Source organism: Synechococcus sp. H55.8 (assembly GCF_047462375.1).
Lineage (GTDB): Bacteria > Cyanobacteriota > Cyanobacteriia > Thermostichales > Thermostichaceae > Thermostichus.
Map to the genome: position 1 here is coordinate 1 of NZ_JANSJC010000035.1, position 19,664 is coordinate 19,664.

The window sequence follows — 19,664 nt, forward strand, 5'->3', positions numbered from 1 at the left end:
CCCAAAGGGAGTCTGCCCTCACCCCCAGCCCCTCTCCCAAAGGGAGAGGGGAGCTAGGCGAGTAGGGTTTCTAGTTTGTCGGCAATGGCGGCAATCCAGGCTTGCTCCTGGCGGCTGAAACTGCGGGGGGTGTCGCTGCCCAAGATGAGGCATCCCTTCTGGCCGATGGGCTGGCAGAGAACCGCCTGGGATCCGGGGGGCAGCAGGCCCTCGAACTCGGCGCGGGCCGGGAACAGTTTCAAATCCACCAGATAGACGGGCCGTCCGGTCTGCAACACCCGCTGCAAGATGCTCTGGGGCCGGATGGAGGGCAACTGGCCGGGGCTGGCCAGGATCCCCCGCTGCAGTAGGGTGCGCCCCTCCACCCAGATCACTACCGTGCGGGCAGCAGTGGTGCTAAGGAGGGTGTGGGAGGCCCAGGCCAGCTCCAGTTTTTCGCTCTCGGAAAGGTCGGGGTGCCAATCGCAGCCTGAACTCCCCTGCAGGGGGGATGCCTGGGGGGGACGGGGCTGGATCTGCTGCCACAGCAGGCCGGTCAGGATCAAAATGGCGCTGAGGAGGATCCCCAAGGCATCAGAGCGGGACTGGCTGGCGAACAGTTCCGGCGTAAAAGCCAGTCGGTTAATAACCAAGAGGGCGCTGCCCAAAAGGCCGGTCACCAAAGGCAGATGCCTCAGCCAGCGGTTGGGATCCCGGGAAGCTGGAGTGGATTTAACCCTCAAAGCAGGCAGACGTATCTAAGAGTGCCCAGTAAACCCAGTCTAGAGCTATCCAAGGCGTTAGAGACGGCTCCAGATGCCGAGTCGCTCTTGGCGGGCTCTTTTTTGCAGGCCACCGAAGTAGCTGTCGTATTTAATGTTGTGGCTGTAGGGGATGATGCGGGCCAGGCCGTTGCGCACCAGCATGGCGTTCATCTGCTGGCCCTCCAGCCAGACGTAGGCCTCCACCAAGCCGGTGGCATCGACGTTGCGCAGCAGCTTGTCCCCTTCCAGCTTGACGGTGCGGCGCAGGATACGCTCCCGCATCAGCTCAATCGCCTGCTGGTAAAAGGGATCCTCCTCCGGGCTGAGGCCCTGGATCCCGGCCAAGCGGATCAGGCGCAGTTTCTGTTCCCCTTCGATCTGCACCACCAGCGTGTCACCATTGACTACGCCCACCACCACTGCCTCGGGGTAGCGATCGAAATAGTGGTTGTCGAAGTAGAAGAGGGTGTCGGGCACGACCCGCCGCTCCCCCAACCCGTGGCCGGGAAAGGCGGGCAGGGCCAGGAGCCATCCCAACACCGCCGAGCCAAAAGCAATACGCCGGAACATGTCTTTCCCCCTTGCGGATACCGGCCCCCTTCCCCCAGGGAGCCTTTACCGGCAACACCTAAGGCGTAATGGTAGCGGCAACTGCCTGGAAGACAACCCCTTACCAGGGATCCGATGGCCGGTTTTGGCGATGGGGATCCCTTTATGGATGAGGGTTTTGGGCGAGAAACTCCCGATCCAGGGGCAGAGGGGCAACCGGCTGGGTGAGAGTAAACTGGCCGCTGACAATCCACTGTTTGAGGATCTCGGCAACTTGCATTGAGCGGCGCAGGCTGGCCAGAGGAGCAGTGCGCACCTTGCGGCCGTTGAGGACAATGTAGCCGGATTTGAGCTGGGCATAGCTCACCAGGCCAAAGGTGGGCCGCACCCGCCGGGGAATGGAAAAGTCGATCACCGGCGCCACCAGTTCCTCATCCCGGACAGCAATGGGCTCCAGATCGGCAGGGGAGAGGATGGGGATGGGGATCCCGACCCCCAACATCAGGCTGGGGCCGTAGTTGCGGAAGTAGCAGCCTCGCACCCATTCCGCTTGCATCTGTTTGGCGTCGCCAATGAGGGCCAAGGTGGCCGCCGGGCCGATGGGGGTATGGTTGGGCAGCCGCTTTTGCCGCGGGAAGTGTTGGGTGCCTTCCCAGGCGATGTAGCCGCTGCCGCCCCCCAGAAAGATGCGGCTGCCGATCCCCACCCGGCGCAGGAGGGGGTCGTTGAGGAGGGGGGAGAGCTCGCCTGGGTTGGAATAGACGGCATTGCCCAGGTGCGGCTCCAGCAGGCCCAAATAGGTGTACAAGGGCCGATCCCCGCCGTTGACGCCGACAATGAAGTTTTGGTAGGCGTTGCGGGGGTTGAACAAGTAGAACTGGTTAAGCTGATCCCGTGTCAGGGTGGACTCGTAGTCGGCGCGGGGATAGCAATCGGTTACCTGGCCAACAGCCCGCAGGTGCACCCGCTTGCCGGCCACCAGATCGGCGATAACATGGCCGCCCCCATAGGGGTGCTCGGCTTGCTCACTGGGCTGGGCCGCCCCGATGTAGAGATCCACGGCGCCAAACCCGGCATAGGCGGGCACCCCGTTCAACCAGGCTTGGCGAATCTTAATGGGCGGATCCGTATGGCCCAGGTTGAGGATTGCCCCTGACGACTCCATTGGCTCAAAGGTGCCCGTGGTTACCACATCCACCTGCTCAAAAGCCTGCTCAATGCCCAGGGTGGCCAGCTTGGCTTTGGCCTCTAGGGCCGTCCACACCCGCGCCTGGCCTTTGGCAATGCGTTGGTTAATCTGGTCTAGAGTTCTTTCCATGGAGTGCAAGAGGCAGTCCGCGTCCTTTGAGGCAGCGTTCCCGAATGGCTGATCAATGGCTGTATGAATAGCTTAGATGGCTGGGGAGGGCTCAGGAAGGTAAGCCGCTGGCTGGGGCAGTACGGGCCGCTGCTGCCGGCTCTGAGCCTGGTAGGTCTGATCTACGGCGGTGGGCTGCTGCTGGCCCTGGCCCAGAGTGTCGGCCTCTACGGCTTGGGGAGGACGGGGTTGAGCCTGCAGGGATACGGGGAGCTCCTGGGAGATGCCGAGGTGTGGGGATCCCTGCTGCTGAGTCTGGGGCTTGCTTTGCTGGCGACCGGGTTGGCGCTGGTTTTGGGGTTGGGATCGGCGCTGTTGTTGCGGGGGCTAGGGGGGTGGGCCATCTGGCTGGCCCAGTTGACGTTGCCGGTTCCCCATTTGGTGGGGGCGGCGGGAATGTGGCTGTTGTTGGCTCCCAGCGGTTGGCTGGCGCGGCTGGCCTTCCAACTGGGGTGGATTGCCTCGGATCAGGATTTCCCGCTCTGGGTGAACGACCGCGGCTACGTGGGGGTGTTGCTCTACTGGCTCTGGAAGGAGATCCCGTTTGCCGCTCTGGTGGCGCTGACGCTGCTACGGGGAATGGGATCCGAGCTGGAGCAGCAGGCGCGCCTGTTGGGGGCCTCTGCCGAGCAAGCGTTTTGGCAGGTAACGCTGCCCTTGCTCAGGCCGGGGCTGCTGGCCACCGGGATCCTCATCTTTGGTTTTGTCTTCAGCGCTTTTGAGATCCCGCTGCTTTTGGGGCCCACCTACCCCCGCACCTTGCCGGTGCTGATCTACCAGCGTTTTACCCATATCAATTTGGAGCAGCGGCAGCAGGCGGTGGCGTTGGGGGTGATCCTGCTGGCCATCTCGGCCGCGGTGGTCAGCCTGATGGCGGGGCTGTTTGCGGCCAGGGGAGCCTTCTTGCAGCCGCCGGGGAGAAAGCCGTGAAAGGACGCCGCGCCTGCAGCCTCTCTGGATGGATGGAGGGATCCCTGCTCCGCTTGGGGGTGGTCGGGGTGACCTTCCTTTGGGCCTTGCCCTTTGGAGTGCTGGGCCTCTGGGCTTTTACGCGGGCCTGGTTTTTCCCCGATGCCCTGCCGCAGGCGTGGAGCCTAGCCGGCTGGCAGGAGTTCCTAGAGCGGGGATCTCAGCTCAGGGCAGCCTTTGGCCAGAGCTTACAAATTGCCCTGCTCACCACTCTGCTGGCCCTAGGGGTGGGGATCCCGGCGGGACGAGTTTTGGGCACCCGCCCGCTGCCTGCTTGGCTGCGCCTGCTCTTGCTGTTACCGGTCATCACCTCTCCTCTGGCTGTGCTGATGGGGATCCAAGGGGTGCTGATCCGCCTGCGCCTGGAAGGCACCCTGTTGGGGGTGGTTTTGGTGCATCTGATCCCGACCATCCCCTACATGGCTTTGGTGATGGGCAGTGTGTTTGCCCGCTTCGACCGCAGCTACGAGGCCCAGGCCCGCTGTTTGGGGGCGGATCCCTGGCAGGTGTGGTGGCAGGTAACGTTGCCCCTCGTGGCCCCTGGAGCAGCTATTGGGGCAGCCTTTGCCTTTTTGATCTCTTGGAACGAATTTTTGCTCACCTTTTTCGTCGGCGGTGGGCGGGTGCTCACCCTGCCGATGTTGCTCTACAGCCTCTTGCAGGGGGGGAACCACACCTCGATGGCCGTGGTGGCCCTCCTGTCGGTGCTGCCGGGATGGCTGGCCCTGTTGGCAGCCAGTTTCTGTTTGGGACAAGCGGTCGGACTGGCGCCCACCGCGATCCCAGAGGAAGGGAATTAGTATCCTTTCAAGGCCAAGTTAGGAGTTTGCAGAGCGGCTTCCACCCGCTGCACCTGGGTTTTGAAGCTGCCGTCCTGCTCCAGCCATATCTGCCTCAAAGCCGGGGGGATCACGTCCAGGCCAAACCGAGGGCTCTTGGGGCGAAATTGCACGCAGGTGGAAGGACAGGCCAAGTAATCGACCCCCTGCCGGCGGCGGTGCAGGTCTTGGTGGATGTGGCCGAAGAGCACCAGGCGAATGTGGTCGAACTCGTCCAAAACCCCAAACAGCCGCTCCGGCTGCTGCAGGGCACTTTGGTCCAGCCAGGGAGAATCCACCGAAAAAGGAGGATGGTGCAAGGCCAGCAAAACATGGTGTTGGGCGGCTTTGCTCCGCTGCAATTCTTGTTTCAGCCACAGCAAAGTGCGCTCCGTCAGGTAGCCGCTGTCTTTGCCCGGCACTAGAGAGTTCAATAGAATCAAGCTCCAGTTCTCTCGACTGAAGCTTTTCTCCCCGTGTACCCGCTCGGCGCGGAGCTCTGAGTTCATGTTATGAAGGCGATCGTGGTTCCCCGCCAGCCAATAGGTGTCGATGGGAAGAGCTTGCAGATGCTCTCGCAAACGGGCGTAGGCGGCGGCGCTGCCATCTTGGGCGAGATCCCCGGTGAGCAGCAGCACATCCGGCAAGGGATCCAAGGCGGCAATGGCCTTTTGCACCTGCAGAAAAGAGGTCTCTGTGTCCACCCCCAGCAGCCGCTGGTGTGGCTTGGCAAACAGATGCAGGTCGCTGATCTGAACCACGTAAACAGTCATGGAAGCGGCTGGAGAGAGGCGGGATCCCCTCTATAAAAAACACCACCGTTTTAGCACCGGATTCCCGGCTGGGATCGGCAGGCAACTCCATCTGGAAGGCCCAGCTTTAACTTGCCCAAGTCCGCCCCGTCCCCTTCATGAGAAAATCCTCAAGAAAAAGCTTCAGGAAACATTTAGAGAACGGCCCACATTCCTAAAAGCGGCTTGCACCTGCGGCCAGCGGGATTCTTGGGTGGAGGCCGTCAGAGTATAAAGGCGATGGTGGCGCACGGTTACCGTCACCACTTCATGGCGAAGCTGGGATCCCATGTCGGTTTGGTATTCAAACAGGTAGTAGGGCTGACCTTGCCGCTCAAAGGCTTCGGCAGCCAACAGCTTGGCGGAGCGACCGGATCCCTCAGGAGCGATGATCTTCTCTGCCACCAACTGCCCCACCTCGTCCGGGCCACCCAGGTCGGCGATCGTCTCTCCCTTATCAAAGGGGGCGATCATCAAGCTGACATTCTCCGTCTCGTACACCAGGTCGCGCAGCAGCACCGTCGGCCCTTTCCCCGGCCCGAGCTTGAGCGCCACCATACCGTTGGGATAGGCAAAGGCAAAGGCCCCGCTGGGATCCCTGTAGGCCCGCAGGTTGGAGCCTGCAGAGCAGGCACTGGTCAAAAGGCTGAGGCAGACACAGAGCAGCAATAACGCTCTGGACAGCCGTAGAACCAATCGGGCAGAATGCCCGCCCTGTGCTGCTGACATCGCTGGGATCCTCCCCTCAGATGGGTTACCTATCCTTATCATCCTAGTACGAGCGCATCAGCGCTAGCCCGTTGACCCTCAATGGCAAGGCTCCCCCTTGTACAGCACGGCTACCGCATGGGCTCAGACGGAGATGTTCGGCCCAGTTGCCGAGGAACCCGGAAACAGGGGATCCCCAGAATGGGAAGCTGCTGCCGCTATTGAGGGAGCCGCTTCTCGAAGTCCAAATCTGGCAGCGGCAGGTTGGCCGGCGCGCCCCCCTGGCCCGTCAGCATCGCCAAGCGGCGAGAGATCTCATCGTCCATGGCCATCTCGTCCAGTTGAGCGGCAATTTGCTCGCTGCGATCTTCCGAAAGCTCGCTCAGGGCGCGGGCCTTGAGCTGGCGAGCCTGGACAGCGTTTTTGGCTGCCTCAAATTGCGACTTGGCTGAGTCGATGTTGTAGGAATTGTTGACACGGGTCATCTGCTCGAGAGCTTGGTTCACCTCGTTGATGTCTTTGAGGTTGCTCAGCTCGCTCTTGTAGGCGGCCAGTCGCTCCTTTTCGCGGGCCAGCTTCTGCTTGGCCGCGTTGACATAGCGCTCGGCAGTTTCCACATTCTCTTTGAGGGGGCCGAGAATGGCCTCAATTTGCAGCGCTTGGGACATGGCCAAGCGGGCCGCCTCTTGATCGCCCCGTTGGGCGGCCAGGCGAGCTTTGTTCTCCAGAGCCTGGTACTCCCGCACCTTTTGCATGTACTTCTGCTCGGCCCGCTGATAGGCAGCCACTTGGGTGGCAACGGCTTCGGTGAGACGCTGAACCGTTTCCTGCATGGTGCGCAGGGATTCTTCCGCCACCATCACTGCCCCTGTGCCCCCTTTGTCCACGGGGAGCCCCCACAGCCAGTTCCAAGTTCCGACGATGACGCTGCCGGCCCGTTGCCCGAAAATGCCGTAGATGATCTTGCGTGCACCCATGACCTGACCCTCCTGTTTGCTCTTGCCTCTACTGTATTTAACTTTCTCCGCAACTGACAGATCTTCTAGGGATCCGGCAAGTGGACAAATTCAAACCCCCGCTCCTTCAAAGCCGGGATCAACTGCCGCGCCACCTCAGCCACTTGGGATCCCCCCTGAACGCCATCGTGCAGCACGATCAAGGAGCCAGGCTGTACCTGGGCCAGCACCCGCTCCACCACCACCGCTACCGGTGGAGTCAGCCAATCCTCGGGTACCACGCTCCACATCACCGGACAAAAGCCCCAACGGCGCAGATCCACAAGCGTCTGCGGCCAAAACAAGCCATTGGGCGGGCGCACAGCCCGATAATCGCCGGGGATCCCGCCACAGGCAGCCACCAGGGCAGCTTGGCTGCGCTTCAGGCTCTGCCGCAGTTCGTCGGGGGCAAGCTGGGTAAAAGAGCGATGCTGCCAGCCGTGAAGGCCAATGCGGTGACCTTGCTGGCGGATCTGACGGGCTAGGTGGGGCCAGCGCTGCACCCGTTCTCCCAGGACAAAAAACGTGGCCGGCACCTGAAAATCCAGCAAAACCCGCAACAGAGCCGGGGTGTACTCGGGGTGAGGGCCATCGTCAAACGTGAGGGCCACCCGCCGAGCATGGGGATCTGCCGGCAGCTCCCACAGGCCCTCGGGAAAGAGGATCTTGAGGCCCCAATGCAGGGGTGGGTAGAAGAATGAGGGCAAGATTTGCCGAGAAGAAAAGAGCATTTCCGTTAGCCTGGCAAGTCTACAGATAGCTTGAGCCTAGAGCCAGTTCCCGGCAGCGTTGAGCGAGCAGTTGAAGCAACCCATTCAGCTAGAAACCGCAGAAGCCCCGCGCTCTGGCGTAGCTGGTCGCGAAGCGGGACGGAGTCCTTGCGTCGGGAGGAATGCGAGAAGCCGGACAACAATGTAGTTTACGTGTGACCGCCCACAGCAATCCAGTCGCAGCTTCTTCCAGCGTTAGCAATATAGGTCCATCTCTAGATCCATCTCTTGCGTAGGAAGGATCCCGCTTGGCTGAGGTTCACCTCATCAACTGCTGGGAAGCCAAGAGCCGGCACTAGGGCAAACTGGATCTATCTGGCCGTGCTGTCGCTATCTGGATCCCTTGCGGATCCCAACGAAGCAGTAAAATTGAGGTCAGGCTGACCGTAGAGGTGTCGAGTTGGCTGCCAAAGCCTGGAAACTGTTTTGAAAGCGAGGAAAACGCCGTGGAGCTAGCTGAGATTGAGGAGTTGATGAACAAAGCTGTGCAAGCCACACAGCGCTCCTTTAATACGGTACGCACCGGGCGGGCCAATGCCAGCCTGCTGGATCGCGTGCAGGTGGAGTACTACGGCGTGCCCACTCCCCTGAAGGCCTTGGCCAGCCTTACCACGCCAGACTCCAGCACTCTCTTGATCCAGCCCTTTGATCCCTCGACCTTGGCGGCCATTGAGCGGGCTATTGTCGCCTCTGACCTGGGCTTAACCCCCAGCAACGACGGTAAGGTGGTGCGCCTCAACATTCCCCCTCTGACGGAAGAACGCCGCAAAGAGCTGAGCAAACAGGTGGCCAAACTGGCCGAAGAGGGTCGGGTCTCGATCCGCAACATCCGGCGGGATGGCATCGACTCGGTGCGCAAGCGGGAGAAAAACGGCGAGCTGTCGGAAGATGAATCCAAAAGCTTGCAAGAGGATATCCAGAAACTGACCGACCGCTACATCAAGAAAATCGATGAGCTGCTGGCAGAAAAAGAAAAGGAACTGACCACTCTTTAAGGCTTTGTCCTTGAAGCACCCCTGCCAATTCATTTTTGGCCCACAGCAGTCAAGCGGCAGTTCTCTCCCTGTGGCCGGGATCCCAGGTTGGGCCAGGATGGAAGGAAGAAGGCGGCGGGCATAGCTGTCCATGGATCTAATCCTGTGCCATCAAGCGGCGGACTTCGACACCTTGGGGGCAGCGGTGGGGGCAGCGCGCCTGTACCCGGGAGCCCGCATTGCCTTGACCGGGGGATCCCTGCCGGGGGTACAGGAGTTTTTGGCCCTGTACCGGGATGAATTTCCCCTCATCGAGCTGCGTTCGGTGGATCCCCGCCAGGTGCAGCGGTGGATTGTGGTGGATTGCCACGATCCGGATCGCCTGGGCAAGGCCGCCGCTTGGGTGAATGTCCCCGGCGCGCAGATTGAGATTTTCGACCACCACCTCCAGGATCCGGAAACCCCGCCAGATTGCTTTTGGCCGCAGCAGCAGGTTACCTGCCATATCGAGGCTGTGGGATCCACCTGTACATTGCTGGTGGAGCGGCTGCAGGCTGCCGGGATCCCCCTCAGCCCTTTTGAGCGGCTGGCGCTGGCCTTGGGCATCCACATGGACACCGGATCCCTGACTTTCCCGGAAACCACCGCCCGCGATGCTGCCGCCCTGAGCTGGCTGTTGCAGCAGGGGGTAAACCTGGTCTTGTTGCGGCGCTTTTTGGGGGATGGCCTCACCCCCCAGATGCGCGAACTGCTCAGCCAGGGGCTGGCCCAGATGCAGGTAGAGCAGGTGGGGGAGTATCGCCTGGGAACGTGGCTGCTGGAGCTGCCGGAGTTTGTGCCCGGCTTGGCCGGCTTGGTGATGCGGCTGATGGATCTGACGGGGGTGGACGTGCTGCTCTTGGTGGCGCGGCAGGGGGAGCGGCTGAGCCTGATCGGGCGGGCACGGCAGGAGTTTGCCCGCCTGAGCCAGGTGATGGCCCTCTACGGTGGCGGCGGCCACGACTGTGCAGCGGCGGCCACGCTGAAAGCCAGCCCCGACCAGCCTTTGCCCGACCCGGCCCAAGTCCTGGCGGCCCTCAGCCAGGCGGTCAAAGCGCGGATCCCACCCCCGGTGACGGCCAAAGACTTGATGTCGGCCCCGGTGCGCACCATCCGACCGGAGATCACCATCGACGAGGCGCAGCGGGTGCTGTTGCGCTATGGCCATTCTGGCCTGGTGGTGGTGGATGCCCAAGGCCGCTTGGTGGGGGTGATCTCGCGGCGGGATATCGATATCGCCCTGCACCACGGGTTTGGCCATGCCCCTGTCAAGGGCTACATGACCACCGACGTCAAGACGCTCTCCCCCGACACGCCGCTGGCGGAGATCCAGCGGTTGATGGTGCAGTGGGATATTGGCCGCCTGCCCGTGCTCCAGGATGGCCAGTTGGTGGGCATCGTGACCCGCACCGACGTGTTGCGGCATCTACACGAGCTGCCGGCCCTCTCGCCGCAGTTGGCTTCCCCTGCCCTTTCCTGCCCTCTGGATCTCACCTTCGCGGCTCTGTCGGAACGGCATCGACAGTTGCTGGAGCAGGCCGCCCGCATCGCCGATGAAAAGGGCCTGAGGGTGTATCTGGTCGGGGGAACGGTACGAGATCTGTTGCTGCACCGGTGGGGGCGCCCGCCCTCACCCAACCTGGAGCGGCTGGATCTGGACTTGGTGGTGGATGGGCCTTACCCCTTGGCTATCGCCGGGACAGATCCCCCAGGCTGGGGCTTGATTTTGGGACAAGCGCTCAAACAGCACTTCCCAGAAGCGCGGCTGGAGATCCACGGCAAATTCCAAACGGCGGCTTTGATCTGGCCAGGCGGCTTTTGTGTGGATATCGCCAGTGCCCGCACCGAGTTTTACCCCTACCCGGCCTCGCCCCCCGAAGTGGCCATGGGATCCATCCAACAAGATCTCTACCGGCGGGATTTTTCCATCAACGCCCTGGCCCTGCGCCTCAACGGCCCCCAGCGGGGACAGGTGCTGGATTTTTTCGGCGGACAAGCGGATCTGCAGCAGGGGATCATCCGCGCCCTGCACCCCAACAGCTTCATCGAGGATCCCACCCGCATCTATCGAGCAGTGCGCTTTGCGGTGCGCCTGGGCTTTAGCTTGGACTCGACCACAGAAAAATGGATCCGCGCTGCCGTGGCCAGTGGCCTGCACGATGCTGTCGGCGGGGATCGCCTCAAGCAAGAGCTGGCCTACATTTTCCAATCCCGCGATTGGCCGCAGGCTTTTGAGCGGCTGGCGGAATGGGGAGCCTTGCGCTGTATTCACCCCGACCTGGAGTGGGATCCCTCCCTGTGTCGGCGGTTGCAGCGGGTGGGCCGCTGGGCCCATCACTTTCGCCGCCGCTATCCCGAGCTGGGCTCCCAGGAGATCTGGCAACTGCGCCTCGAGGCTCTCCTCCTCACACTGCCCCAAGCGCCCCAGGTAGCCAACCAGCTCCACCTCACCCAAGCGGGCGTCGAACGCCTCAGCCAGTTCCCCCACTACCAAACCCTGCTGGCCCAACTGAATTCTGGATCCCTGTCTCCTGCCCAGGTGGTGCAACGGCTGCAGGGGCTGCGGATCCCGGCGGTGATTTTGTTGGCCAGCCTTGCCGACAAACCGGCCCGGCGACTGATCTGGCGCTACTTGCAGGAGTGGCACTGGGTCAAGCCGCTCCTCAACGGCCATGACCTGCGTCGTCTGGGCTATAGGCCAGGTCGCTCTTTCCAGGCGATCTTGGAGCAACTGCGTTGTCTCACCCTCAACGGCGAACTCACCACCCCGGCAGAAGCCGAAGCCTGGCTACAAGAACACTTTCCCTTGCCGCCAGCTCAACCCAGCGAGGAGCCCCATCAATCGAAATAGAAGAGAGTTACCAACTTGTGTTGCTCCTCGGCGTGCTTACAGGCATCCAGGAGCGTGACGCTGTCGTGAAAGACAAAGCAGATCAACTGCTGACACTTGCTGATGATCTCCAGATTGCACAGGCGGCTGGCTTCTGCCAGGGGAAGGTGGTCATTTTCGGGGTGCTCTACCAAATGCAGCACCTGCTCCAGGCTGGCCCGCGACTCTGCCGGCTGTCGCTCCAGGCTTTGCGGCAAGATCACCGTCAGCGATTTCATGTCCGCCCGCATCGCCCCCCGAATCACGGCCAGGTTGGTGCCAATGGCCCCAGAGGTGAGGATCTGGTTGCCGGTGAGGGCCAAAGCATAGCTGAGGGTCTCGATGAGGTACTGGTGGGTGATGGGCACGTGACGACTGCCCAGGATTGCCACTCGTTTCGGCCCAACTTGCTGAATCGCGGCCAGCTCCTGCAAAAAGGTGTCAACGCTGGTGGGAAGATCAATAGACTGGGTCAACGGGATCCCTCGGCAAACTTTCAAGATCTTGGCTAGGCTATGCTAGCCCAATTTTTCGCCTTGGGATCCGGCCTTATTGGGTCGCGGCCTCTACCAGCGCAACAGCGCGGCTGCTCCTTGGAATTCGTGGAGCAAGCGGTCTTCGGCCTCGCCACGGACAAACTCCAGCTTGGCGCCAAAATCGCGGGCCAGCACCCAGACCTGATCCCGCAGCGCCACCGGTTGCGGCTCTGGGCAGAGGAGCCGGGCCATCTCCTGGGTTCCCCCCACCGAGCCGTCTGGGCAGCGCCAGATGGTAGTCTCCAACCTCCAGGGCAGGACGAGAATTTCCACCCGACCCAGTTGGAGAGCGTCCAGCACCGCGTCCACGCCCCAAGCGCCGGGCTGCTCCCGAATCCGCTCCAACAAGGCCAGTTCCCCTCGGCGCTCGGCGGCCTCCAGGACGGGCAGCACCCGCTCGAGGATGTCTTGCGGTGTGGGGGCGTGGAAATTGGTCGGATGCCCCACCCGCGCGACGATGCGGCTGCGCAAGCCGCGGTTGAGGTAGCCCTCAAAGTGAGACACCTGCCAGGCTTCGCCCATAAGCACCAGGCGCTCGATGCCCAGGCGATCCACCGCTTTGTCGAGGGCGTGGGCCAGGCGCACGTAAAGCTTGTGCATCCAGAGGCTGACCTTGGCCGCTTCCCGCTCCTTGGGGGAGAGTTTGTCGAAGGTGCCGCCGCTGCGGGCGCGACGCTCGGCAACGACATTCTCGATGCGGCCGGCCAGCTCCTGGAGTTCTCGCCACTCGTCGGCGCTGATGTTGGCAAAGACTTCCGTGTCCTCCCGCAGTTCTCCCAAAAAGAGCTCGTAGAAGTGCCACCTGGCCCCGGACAGGTGCAACACCCCGGCCCGCTCATATTCATCGAAGGCGAAAATCAAAGGGGTCAAGTACGGCTCACCCCAGCGGGCTTCTACCCGCCCGTGGGCCAGATCCACTACGGGCAGCTCCACCTGCAGGTCGATTCGACGCAGCACTAGCTTGCCATCAGCGTTGCGGCTGGCAAAAAGAACTAGGGTGCGGGCGGAAGGGCGCTCCTGTTCCAGCAGGGCAAGGATTTGCTCGTAGAGAGAAGGATCCCGCTTGCCCTCCCGGAACTCCGGCAGCTCTTTGATAGCGTTCTTGATGCGTCCCACCCAGGCAAGGCGGGCGTTTTCAGGACGGGCAGGGTTGATGTCGGCGTATAACGAGAGCACCGGCGTGCTGCTGTCGCCAAAGGCAGCTTGCAAATCCCGGATCAGGGTGTTGAGCTCGTCCATGGTTTTGAAAGGGCTTCACTGCAAGATATCTAAAGTAGGGAATGCGACGGCAGATCCCTCAAGGGATCCCACGCAAGATGGAGCTCAGTTGGGCTTGGCCTTGGGGAGAAGATTCTGCCTGGATCTGGATAGTGTAGCTCATGTGGCTGTGAACACCCCTGCCCAGCCAATGGCCGTAGATAGGAGCGGCATCTCTGGGGTAGGCGCTGGCCGCCAAAGCCACATGGCCATCGGCCACGGCCAGCCCTTGGGTGGGATCGAACCCCCGCCAACCGGCCCCCGGCAGATACACCTCTGCCCAGGCGTGCAGATGACGATGCACAGGCTCTGTGGTCTCCCCCGCCGGCTGCGAAGAACCGACCTGGTAGCCACTGACAAAGCGTGCGGCCAAGCCTACGGTGCGGCAGACCTCCATAAACACCAGCGTCAGGTCACGGCAGGCGCCGGTTTTGCGCTGCCAGGTCAGGCCGGCGGGCCAAGGATCCCCCTTTTCCCGCAAGATGTGGCGGCACTCGGAGTAGATGCGTTGGTTAAGCGCCGGCAAAAAAGCCGTCGTCTCCCCCTGCACCTGATCCCAGAGCTCCCAGGCCAGGCTTTGGATGCCGGCATCTGCCTGGGTCGCCAGATAGGGCTGCAGTTGGGCTGCCAGCGTGCTGGGGTAGTTGATGGGAAGGTGGGTGGCCCAATCGCAGAGCAGATAGTCAAAGGGGTTGCGCCGCAGGGTGACCACGGTGGACTGGGTTTGGATGCGCAGATGTTCGGTGGGATCCCCAAACCAGAGCTGAACCGCCGCGTTGCCATCCAGATCCACCAGCTCCGATTGGCCTGCCGGGCGGGGATCCACCTGCAGATCAAAGGCCAAGAGGGCTTGGATCCCGTTGCAACGGGGTCGCAAGCGCACAGTGTGGGGCTCCAGTTGCACCGGACAACTGTAGCGGTATTCGATGAAATGGCGGATTTGAATTTGCACGGTTCGGTGAATGGATACTCCTCAGAGCCGGCCCAACCCCAGACGAACTAGGGATGGTCTTGCTTGGCCTGTTGCCAGAGAACTTCCAATTCCTGGAGACTGCGTCCTTTGAGCATGGAGCCTTTGCCATCGCCGGGCATGGATCCTGTCGGCTCCTGGGCCAGCTCTTCCATGCGCAAAAAACGACGGGCAAAACGCAGGTTGGTCTGAGCCAGCGCTTGGGCAGCATCCAAGCCATAGCAACGGCCCAAGTCGACCAGAGCAAACAGCAGATCCCCCAACTCGGCTGCCTGTCGGGCCGGATCGGGGGGATCCCTTTCCAATTCTTGGCGCAGCTCGGCTTCTTCCTCGCGGATCTTGGCCCAGATCCCCTTCACCGTTGGCCACTCAAATCCCGCTCCCACCACCTTTTGGGAGATCTTCAGAGCAGCCATCAGGGGGGGCAAACTTTGAGCATAGTGGAGCAGCTTTTGACCAAGGCTTTGATCCGGTTGCTCCTCTTGCTTGATCTGCTCCCAAGAGCGGTGCAGCTCGGCCAGGTCTGCCGGCACAGCCTCCCCAAATACGTGGGGGTGACGACGGATCAGCTTATCGGCAATCCGCGCCGCCACAGCTTCCAGATCAAAGTGGTTCTGCTCGGCAAAGATCTGCGACTGCAGCACCACCTGCAACAACAAATCCCCCAGCTCATCGGCAATCGCTGCCGGATCCCCGCCGCGAATGGCCGCTACCGCCTCATACGCCTCTTCGAGAATGTAGGGAGTAAGAGACTCTGGAGTTTGGGCCCGATCCCAAGGGCAGCCGTCGGGAGCACGCAACCGAGCCACAATCGCCGCCAAACGACTCAGGTGCAGAGTAGAGGCGGGACGCTCCAGATAAAGGTGGGCAAAATGGCCCGTTGTCTGCGGATCCCAGCTTTGAAGCGTCAAGGGGCCGGCCACCACCTCTAAGCCTTCTGCCAGCAGCGTAACAGACTGGACAGGGGCACAGACCTGTTGCAGAAAACGGCGCAACTCCCCCAGATCCTTTCCCCCACAGCTTTTCAGCAGCAGGGATCCCTGCTCCGCAGTAGACCACCGAGCCAGCGCCTGTTGCCAGTCGGGCTGAAGACTATCCAGCGTTTGCAGCATGGTCAAAAGGGTAGGTGCGGCCCAAATCCAAAAGGCGGCTGAGCTGCTCTAGATCGATGAAACTCAACTCCAAAAGAATCATCAGCAACGGCCCTTGCTGGCGATGCTGCAGCTTTTTGGCCAAACTCAGTTGAGAACGGTCGATAATACCCGTTTCCAACAGATATTCCTCAAGGGCTGGGGGGGGAATCGGATCTAGCATGGTCGTTTCGCGGCGCTGAAGAAGGACGACTGTGAAAACTGAGAAGATAGTCAACCAATGTAACTATTCTTAACACTCCTATAGGATTTCGGCAAAGATCTGGCCAGCGAGTGGGCCAAAGGCCGGTTTGCCAAGCCCTGCGCCCACAGCTCCACAGCGAGAAAACCCCTAGATTACTCGGGTAAATGAGGTTTTCGTATCCAAAGATACAAAAAACAGTTGGAAGAGGTCATGGTATGATAGCAGACTCACGAACAGTTGGCAGCATCTCAAAAGGCTGGCTAGCTTTTCCTCTTGGGAAAAACCAGGGAGCTTGAGCAAGATGTTACCTTTTTATCCTGGCAACTTCGGTACTTAAGATAAAAATCTTACATTAATGGCTCAGGGATCCAGTGGGTTCTGGGCTTTGCCTTGTTGTTTGGGTCGGGTCAGGTTTCGGGCCTGCACCGGCCTAGGTCTCGGCTAAGCTAGAGATGGTTGCAGCATGAACTCTCCCTATGTCTGAAGCTCAGGGGTTACTGCCGGTGGGGGCGACGGTTCAGGTGGTGGAGATACCGCCCTATCTAAAGACGGCTGACCCGATGCCGATGTTGCGCCCGGCCCATTTGATCCGCTTGCACGAACAAGGGGTGATCCTGCAGCGGCGGCTGTTGGGCACCTATTGTGTGCAATTTGCCAATGGCGTCTTTCTCATCGACGGGAAATATATTGCCCCGGTGGGATCCCTGTCTTAACGGGCCCATCTCTCTTCCAAGGCAGCTCGATGGGTTTTTGGGATCGGACAGCTTGCTGCAGAATTGAGTTTTCACCTTACCGGCGGACTTTCGCGGTAGATTAAAGTGTGCCAATTGAGGTTGGATCAAGGTTTGGCTTATCCGCTGGGATCCGCCTTAACTGGCAGCAATTGGTTCTTCTGCTTCTGTTGCCCTCCATCCCACAAGACCAGCGCTGCTTATGCCCAGAGTTATCGTTACAGATCCCATCGATCAGGCGGGGATCGATATCCTCTCTCAAGTGGCTCAGGTGGATGTGCAAACCCAGCTCACCCCAGAGCAGTTGATCGCGGTTATCCCCAGCTACGATGCCATCATGGTGCGCTCCGGCACACGGGTCACCCGCGAGGTGATCGAGGCGGGGACGAACTTGAAAATCATCGGGCGGGCGGGTGTTGGAGTCGATAACATCGATGTGCCTGCCGCAACCAAAGCCGGGATCCTGGTGGTCAACTCGCCCGAGGGCAACACCATTGCCGCTGCCGAGCACGCCATTGCTTTAATGATGGCCCTCTCGCGCCACATACCGGATGCCAATGCCTCTCTGAAAGCGGGCCAATGGAATCGGCAGGAGTTTGTCGGCGTAGAAGTCTACAAAAAAACCCTGGGGATTGTGGGATTGGGGCGAATTGGCTCCCACGTGGCCCAGATTGCCAAGGCGATGGGGATGAAGCTGCTGGCCTACGACCCCTACCTCTCCATGGAGCGGGCAGAGCAACTGGGGGTGCGCCTGGTGGACTTCACGACTTTGGTACAGGAATCGGACTACATCACTCTGCACATTCCCAAAACGCCTGAAACCACCAACCTGTTCAACGCCGAAACCTTCCGTATGATGAAGCCGACTGCTCGCCTAATTAACTGTGCCCGTGGCGGCTTGGTGGATGAACAGGCGCTGTACGAAGCCCTGAAATCCGGCCAAATTGCCGGAGCCGCTTTGGATGTCTTTGCCAACGAGCCGCTGAAGGACTCTCCGCTGTTTTCTTTGGGCAAGGAAGTCCTGCTCACCCCCCACCTAGGGGCCTCCACCGAAGAAGCCCAGGTGAATGTGGCTATCGACGTGGCCGAGCAGATCCGCGATGTGTTGCTGGGGCTGCCGGCCCGCTCTGCCGTGAATATCCCCGGCTTACAGGCAGAGGTGTTGCAAAACCTGAGACCCTACCTGGACTTGGCCGAAACCTTGGGCAACTTGGTTGGCCAGTTGGCTGGGGATCGCGTCAACCAGTTGGAGATCCGCCTGCAGGGAGATCTGGCGGAAAAAGATGGGCAGCCGATCGTCATTGCCGCCCTCAAAGGGCTTTTGACGCTGGCGCTGCGGGAACGGGTCAACTACGTCAACGCCTCCATCGAGGCCAAAGAACGGGGCATTCGGGTGGTGGAAACTCGAGATCCCTCCTTGAAAGATTATTCGGGATCCCTGACGTTGATTGCCCATGGCCCCAATGGGATCCGCTCCGTTTCGGGGGCGTTGATCGGGGAGCGAGAGGTGCGGATTACCCAGATTGACGAGTTCCCGGTGAATGTGCCCCCTTCCGCCAACATGCTGATGACCCTGCACCGAGATATGCCCGGGATCATCGGGCGAATTGGCACCCTGCTGGGAGCCTACAATGTCAACATCGCCAGCATGCAGGTGGGCCGCAAGATCATCCGCGGCGATGCAGTAATGGTGCTCAGCTTAGATGATCCCCTGCCAGATGGGATCCTAGAAGAGGTACTCAAGCAGCCGGGCATTCGCGACGCTTTTGTGGTGAACCTCTAGAGCCGCTGGTAGCGATCCCCAAACCTCACTTCCCCTAGCTAGCGAGACGGAGTCTTGGCTTGAGCCAGAGCGATCTGTCCTTAAACCTGCCTCAGATCCCAGACTGGGATTGGCCGGCGTTTCTGGAGTCGCTGGGCCATTTTGGTGTGGATCTCAGCCTGGAGCGCATGCAAGTCCTGCTGCAGCGCCTGGGTCGGCCCCAAGCCGGGATCCCGGCTATCCACGTGGCCGGCACCAACGGCAAGGGATCCGTCTGTGCCTGGGTCAGCCACGTGCTGTGGGCAGCGGGCTATCGCGTCGGTCGCTACACCTCTCCCCATTTGGTGGACTGGCGGGAGCGGATCTGGCTGAACGGGGAGTACATTTCTGCCAACGACTGGAGCCAAGCGTTGGCCCAAGTGCGCGACTGCCTACAAACCTATGCTCCTGGCGAGGCTTCTCCCACCCAGTTTGAGGTCATCACCGCTGCCGCTTGGCTGTACTTCCGCCGGCAAAAGGTGGACGTGGCAGTGATAGAAGTGGGCTTGGGTGGTCGGCTGGATGCCACCAATGCCGGGATCGAGCCCGTGGTGACCGCCATCACCTCCATCGGCTGGGATCATTGGCAGCGCTTGGGCAACAGCCTGCCCCGAATTGCCTCTGAAAAGGCGGGTATTCTCAAGCCAGGGATCCCAGCAGTGTGCGCACCCCAAACCCCAGAGGTTACAGCAGTTATCCGAGCCAAGGCAGAGCAGTTGCAAAGCCCCCTACGGGTGGTTGAACCCCTGCAATGGTTGCAACCCCAAACCGTCCGATGGCGAGGGCAGATCCTCACCTTGCCCCTCAGCGGCGATGTACAACTCACCAATGCAGCGGTAGCCCTTGCCGTTGTGGAAACCCTACAACAACAGGGCTGGCAGATCCCCGATGCCGCCGTAGAAAAGGGGTTTGCCATCACCCGCTGGCCGGGGCGCTTACAACGGGTGCAGCTTGGTTGCCGCCAGTTGCTGATGGATGGAGCCCACAACTTACCCGCCGCCCAGGCTCTCCGTCGTTATCTAGACAAGCACCAACCTGGATCCCTTGCCTGGTATGTCGGTATCCTCAGCACCAAGGATGTCAAAGGTATTCTCAGCACCCTGCTGCGACCGGGAGATTCCTTCTTCGCCTTGCCAATTGCCGGACACTTAGGGACAGATCCCGAACAACTGGCCCAACTGGCCCAAACCCTGCAACCCCATCTCGCTTCAGCACAAGCATTGCCCGATTTGTCTACTTTTTGTGTTCAGATGCAGGAGTCTCAAGCTGTTGGGGAGCCACCGGCTGTGGTTTGCGGGTCTTTGTATCTATTGGGCCAAGTGATGCGGGAATGCTTGGGATGGGGATTGGCCCGTTGACAGCGGGGTTGAGCAAAGACTAGCCCCCCCGTTGGGTGGTGGGGGGGCAGAGGTGAGCCTGGCACCGAGCTAGGTTACCGGCGGGTCACCCCAC

General features: G+C 60.9%; 19 protein-coding genes. 7 read left to right on the top strand and 12 right to left on the bottom strand.

What is annotated here, in order from left to right:
* Positions 1-53 precede the first annotated feature (53 nt).
* The 3 genes from NW862_RS11805 to NW862_RS11815 all read right to left on the bottom strand — a co-directional run bounded on the left by NW862_RS11805 (position 54) and on the right by NW862_RS11815 (position 2,610).
* The gene (locus NW862_RS11805; protein ID WP_414348747.1) at positions 54-722 is read right to left on the bottom strand and encodes a cofactor assembly of complex C subunit B; all 669 of its coding nucleotides are present in this window, start codon (positions 720-722) and stop codon (positions 54-56) included.
* Positions 723-779: 57 nt separating this feature from the next.
* The gene (locus NW862_RS11810) at positions 780-1,313 is read right to left on the bottom strand and encodes a thermonuclease family protein (RefSeq protein WP_414338152.1); all 534 of its coding nucleotides are present in this window, start codon (positions 1,311-1,313) and stop codon (positions 780-782) included.
* Positions 1,314-1,455: 142 nt separating this feature from the next.
* Entirely contained in the window at positions 1,456-2,610 is a 1,155-nt protein-coding gene (locus tag NW862_RS11815; protein WP_414334681.1) for a homocysteine biosynthesis protein, read from the bottom strand.
* A 63-nt stretch (positions 2,611-2,673) separates the two neighbouring features.
* On the opposite strand from NW862_RS11815, the gene NW862_RS11820 reads away from it, so the two are divergent.
* Positions 2,674-3,579 (top strand): ABC transporter permease subunit, encoded by a 906-nt coding sequence (locus tag NW862_RS11820; RefSeq protein WP_414334682.1) that lies wholly within the window; start codon positions 2,674-2,676, stop codon positions 3,577-3,579.
* Positions 3,576-4,418: an ABC transporter permease gene (locus NW862_RS11825; protein ID WP_414334683.1), complete on the top strand. Its 843-nt coding sequence runs from the start codon at positions 3,576-3,578 to the stop codon at positions 4,416-4,418. Before NW862_RS11820 ends, NW862_RS11825 begins: the two co-directional genes overlap by 4 nt.
* Here NW862_RS11825 and cpdA read toward each other — a convergent pair.
* The 4 genes from cpdA to NW862_RS11845 form a co-directional block, all read right to left on the bottom strand.
* Positions 4,415-5,209, bottom strand: coding sequence for a 3',5'-cyclic-AMP phosphodiesterase (gene cpdA / locus NW862_RS11830; RefSeq protein ID WP_414334684.1), 795 nt, complete (start codon positions 5,207-5,209; stop codon positions 4,415-4,417). The genes NW862_RS11825 and cpdA overlap by 4 nt on opposite strands.
* A 162-nt stretch (positions 5,210-5,371) precedes the next feature.
* The gene (psbP, locus tag NW862_RS11835) at positions 5,372-5,956 is read right to left on the bottom strand and encodes a photosystem II reaction center PsbP (RefSeq protein WP_414334685.1); all 585 of its coding nucleotides are present in this window, start codon (positions 5,954-5,956) and stop codon (positions 5,372-5,374) included.
* 197 nt (positions 5,957-6,153) lie between these two features.
* A complete protein-coding gene (locus NW862_RS11840) occupies positions 6,154-6,912 on the bottom strand; it encodes a PspA/IM30 family protein (protein ID WP_414334686.1) in 759 nt (252 codons plus the stop codon).
* Positions 6,913-6,977: 65 nt separating this feature from the next.
* Positions 6,978-7,661: a polysaccharide deacetylase family protein gene (locus tag NW862_RS11845; RefSeq protein WP_414427211.1), complete on the bottom strand. Its 684-nt coding sequence runs from the start codon at positions 7,659-7,661 to the stop codon at positions 6,978-6,980.
* Between the two features lie 485 nt (positions 7,662-8,146).
* On the opposite strand from NW862_RS11845, the gene frr reads away from it, so the two are divergent.
* Both frr and NW862_RS11855 read left to right on the top strand, forming a co-directional pair.
* Positions 8,147-8,695 carry a ribosome recycling factor gene (frr, locus tag NW862_RS11850; protein ID WP_414334688.1) on the top strand — a complete coding sequence of 183 codons (549 nt, stop codon included), beginning with the start codon at positions 8,147-8,149 and terminating at the stop codon, positions 8,693-8,695.
* Positions 8,696-8,825: 130 nt separating this feature from the next.
* Positions 8,826-11,564 (top strand): CBS domain-containing protein, encoded by a 2,739-nt coding sequence (locus NW862_RS11855; RefSeq protein WP_414427212.1) that lies wholly within the window; start codon positions 8,826-8,828, stop codon positions 11,562-11,564.
* On the opposite strand, the gene NW862_RS11860 is transcribed toward NW862_RS11855, so the two are convergent.
* The 5 genes from NW862_RS11860 to NW862_RS11880 all read right to left on the bottom strand — a co-directional run bounded on the left by NW862_RS11860 (position 11,552) and on the right by NW862_RS11880 (position 15,659).
* The gene (locus NW862_RS11860) at positions 11,552-12,058 is read right to left on the bottom strand and encodes a DNA recombination-mediator protein A (RefSeq protein WP_414334690.1); all 507 of its coding nucleotides are present in this window, start codon (positions 12,056-12,058) and stop codon (positions 11,552-11,554) included. The two genes, NW862_RS11855 and NW862_RS11860, sit on opposite strands and share 13 nt — an antisense overlap.
* A 90-nt stretch (positions 12,059-12,148) precedes the next feature.
* Positions 12,149-13,357, bottom strand: coding sequence for a VLRF1 family aeRF1-type release factor (locus NW862_RS11865; RefSeq protein WP_414427213.1), 1,209 nt, complete (start codon positions 13,355-13,357; stop codon positions 12,149-12,151).
* Between the two features lie 58 nt (positions 13,358-13,415).
* The gene (locus NW862_RS11870) at positions 13,416-14,327 is read right to left on the bottom strand and encodes a transglutaminase family protein (RefSeq protein ID WP_414334692.1); all 912 of its coding nucleotides are present in this window, start codon (positions 14,325-14,327) and stop codon (positions 13,416-13,418) included.
* 47 nt (positions 14,328-14,374) lie between these two features.
* Positions 14,375-15,457, bottom strand: coding sequence for a nucleoside triphosphate pyrophosphohydrolase (gene mazG / locus NW862_RS11875; protein WP_414334696.1), 1,083 nt, complete (start codon positions 15,455-15,457; stop codon positions 14,375-14,377).
* Positions 15,438-15,659, bottom strand: a complete 222-nt coding sequence (locus tag NW862_RS11880) for a DUF2949 domain-containing protein (protein WP_041438119.1) — start codon at positions 15,657-15,659, stop codon at positions 15,438-15,440. The genes mazG and NW862_RS11880 overlap by 20 nt, the downstream gene beginning before the upstream one ends.
* 497 nt (positions 15,660-16,156) lie before the next feature.
* Here NW862_RS11880 and NW862_RS11885 point away from each other — a divergent pair, with 497 nt between their 5' ends.
* The 3 genes from NW862_RS11885 to NW862_RS11895 all read left to right on the top strand — a co-directional run bounded on the left by NW862_RS11885 (position 16,157) and on the right by NW862_RS11895 (position 19,570).
* Positions 16,157-16,393 carry a DUF3148 domain-containing protein gene (locus NW862_RS11885; protein WP_414334693.1) on the top strand — a complete coding sequence of 79 codons (237 nt, stop codon included), beginning with the start codon at positions 16,157-16,159 and terminating at the stop codon, positions 16,391-16,393.
* A gap of 220 nt (positions 16,394-16,613) precedes the next feature.
* On the top strand, positions 16,614-18,194 hold the full coding sequence (gene serA, locus NW862_RS11890) for a phosphoglycerate dehydrogenase (RefSeq protein WP_414334694.1): 1,581 nt from the start codon (positions 16,614-16,616) through the stop codon (positions 18,192-18,194).
* A gap of 59 nt (positions 18,195-18,253) precedes the next feature.
* Positions 18,254-19,570, top strand: coding sequence for a bifunctional folylpolyglutamate synthase/dihydrofolate synthase (locus NW862_RS11895; RefSeq protein WP_414338181.1), 1,317 nt, complete (start codon positions 18,254-18,256; stop codon positions 19,568-19,570).
* Positions 19,571-19,664 lie beyond the last annotated feature (94 nt).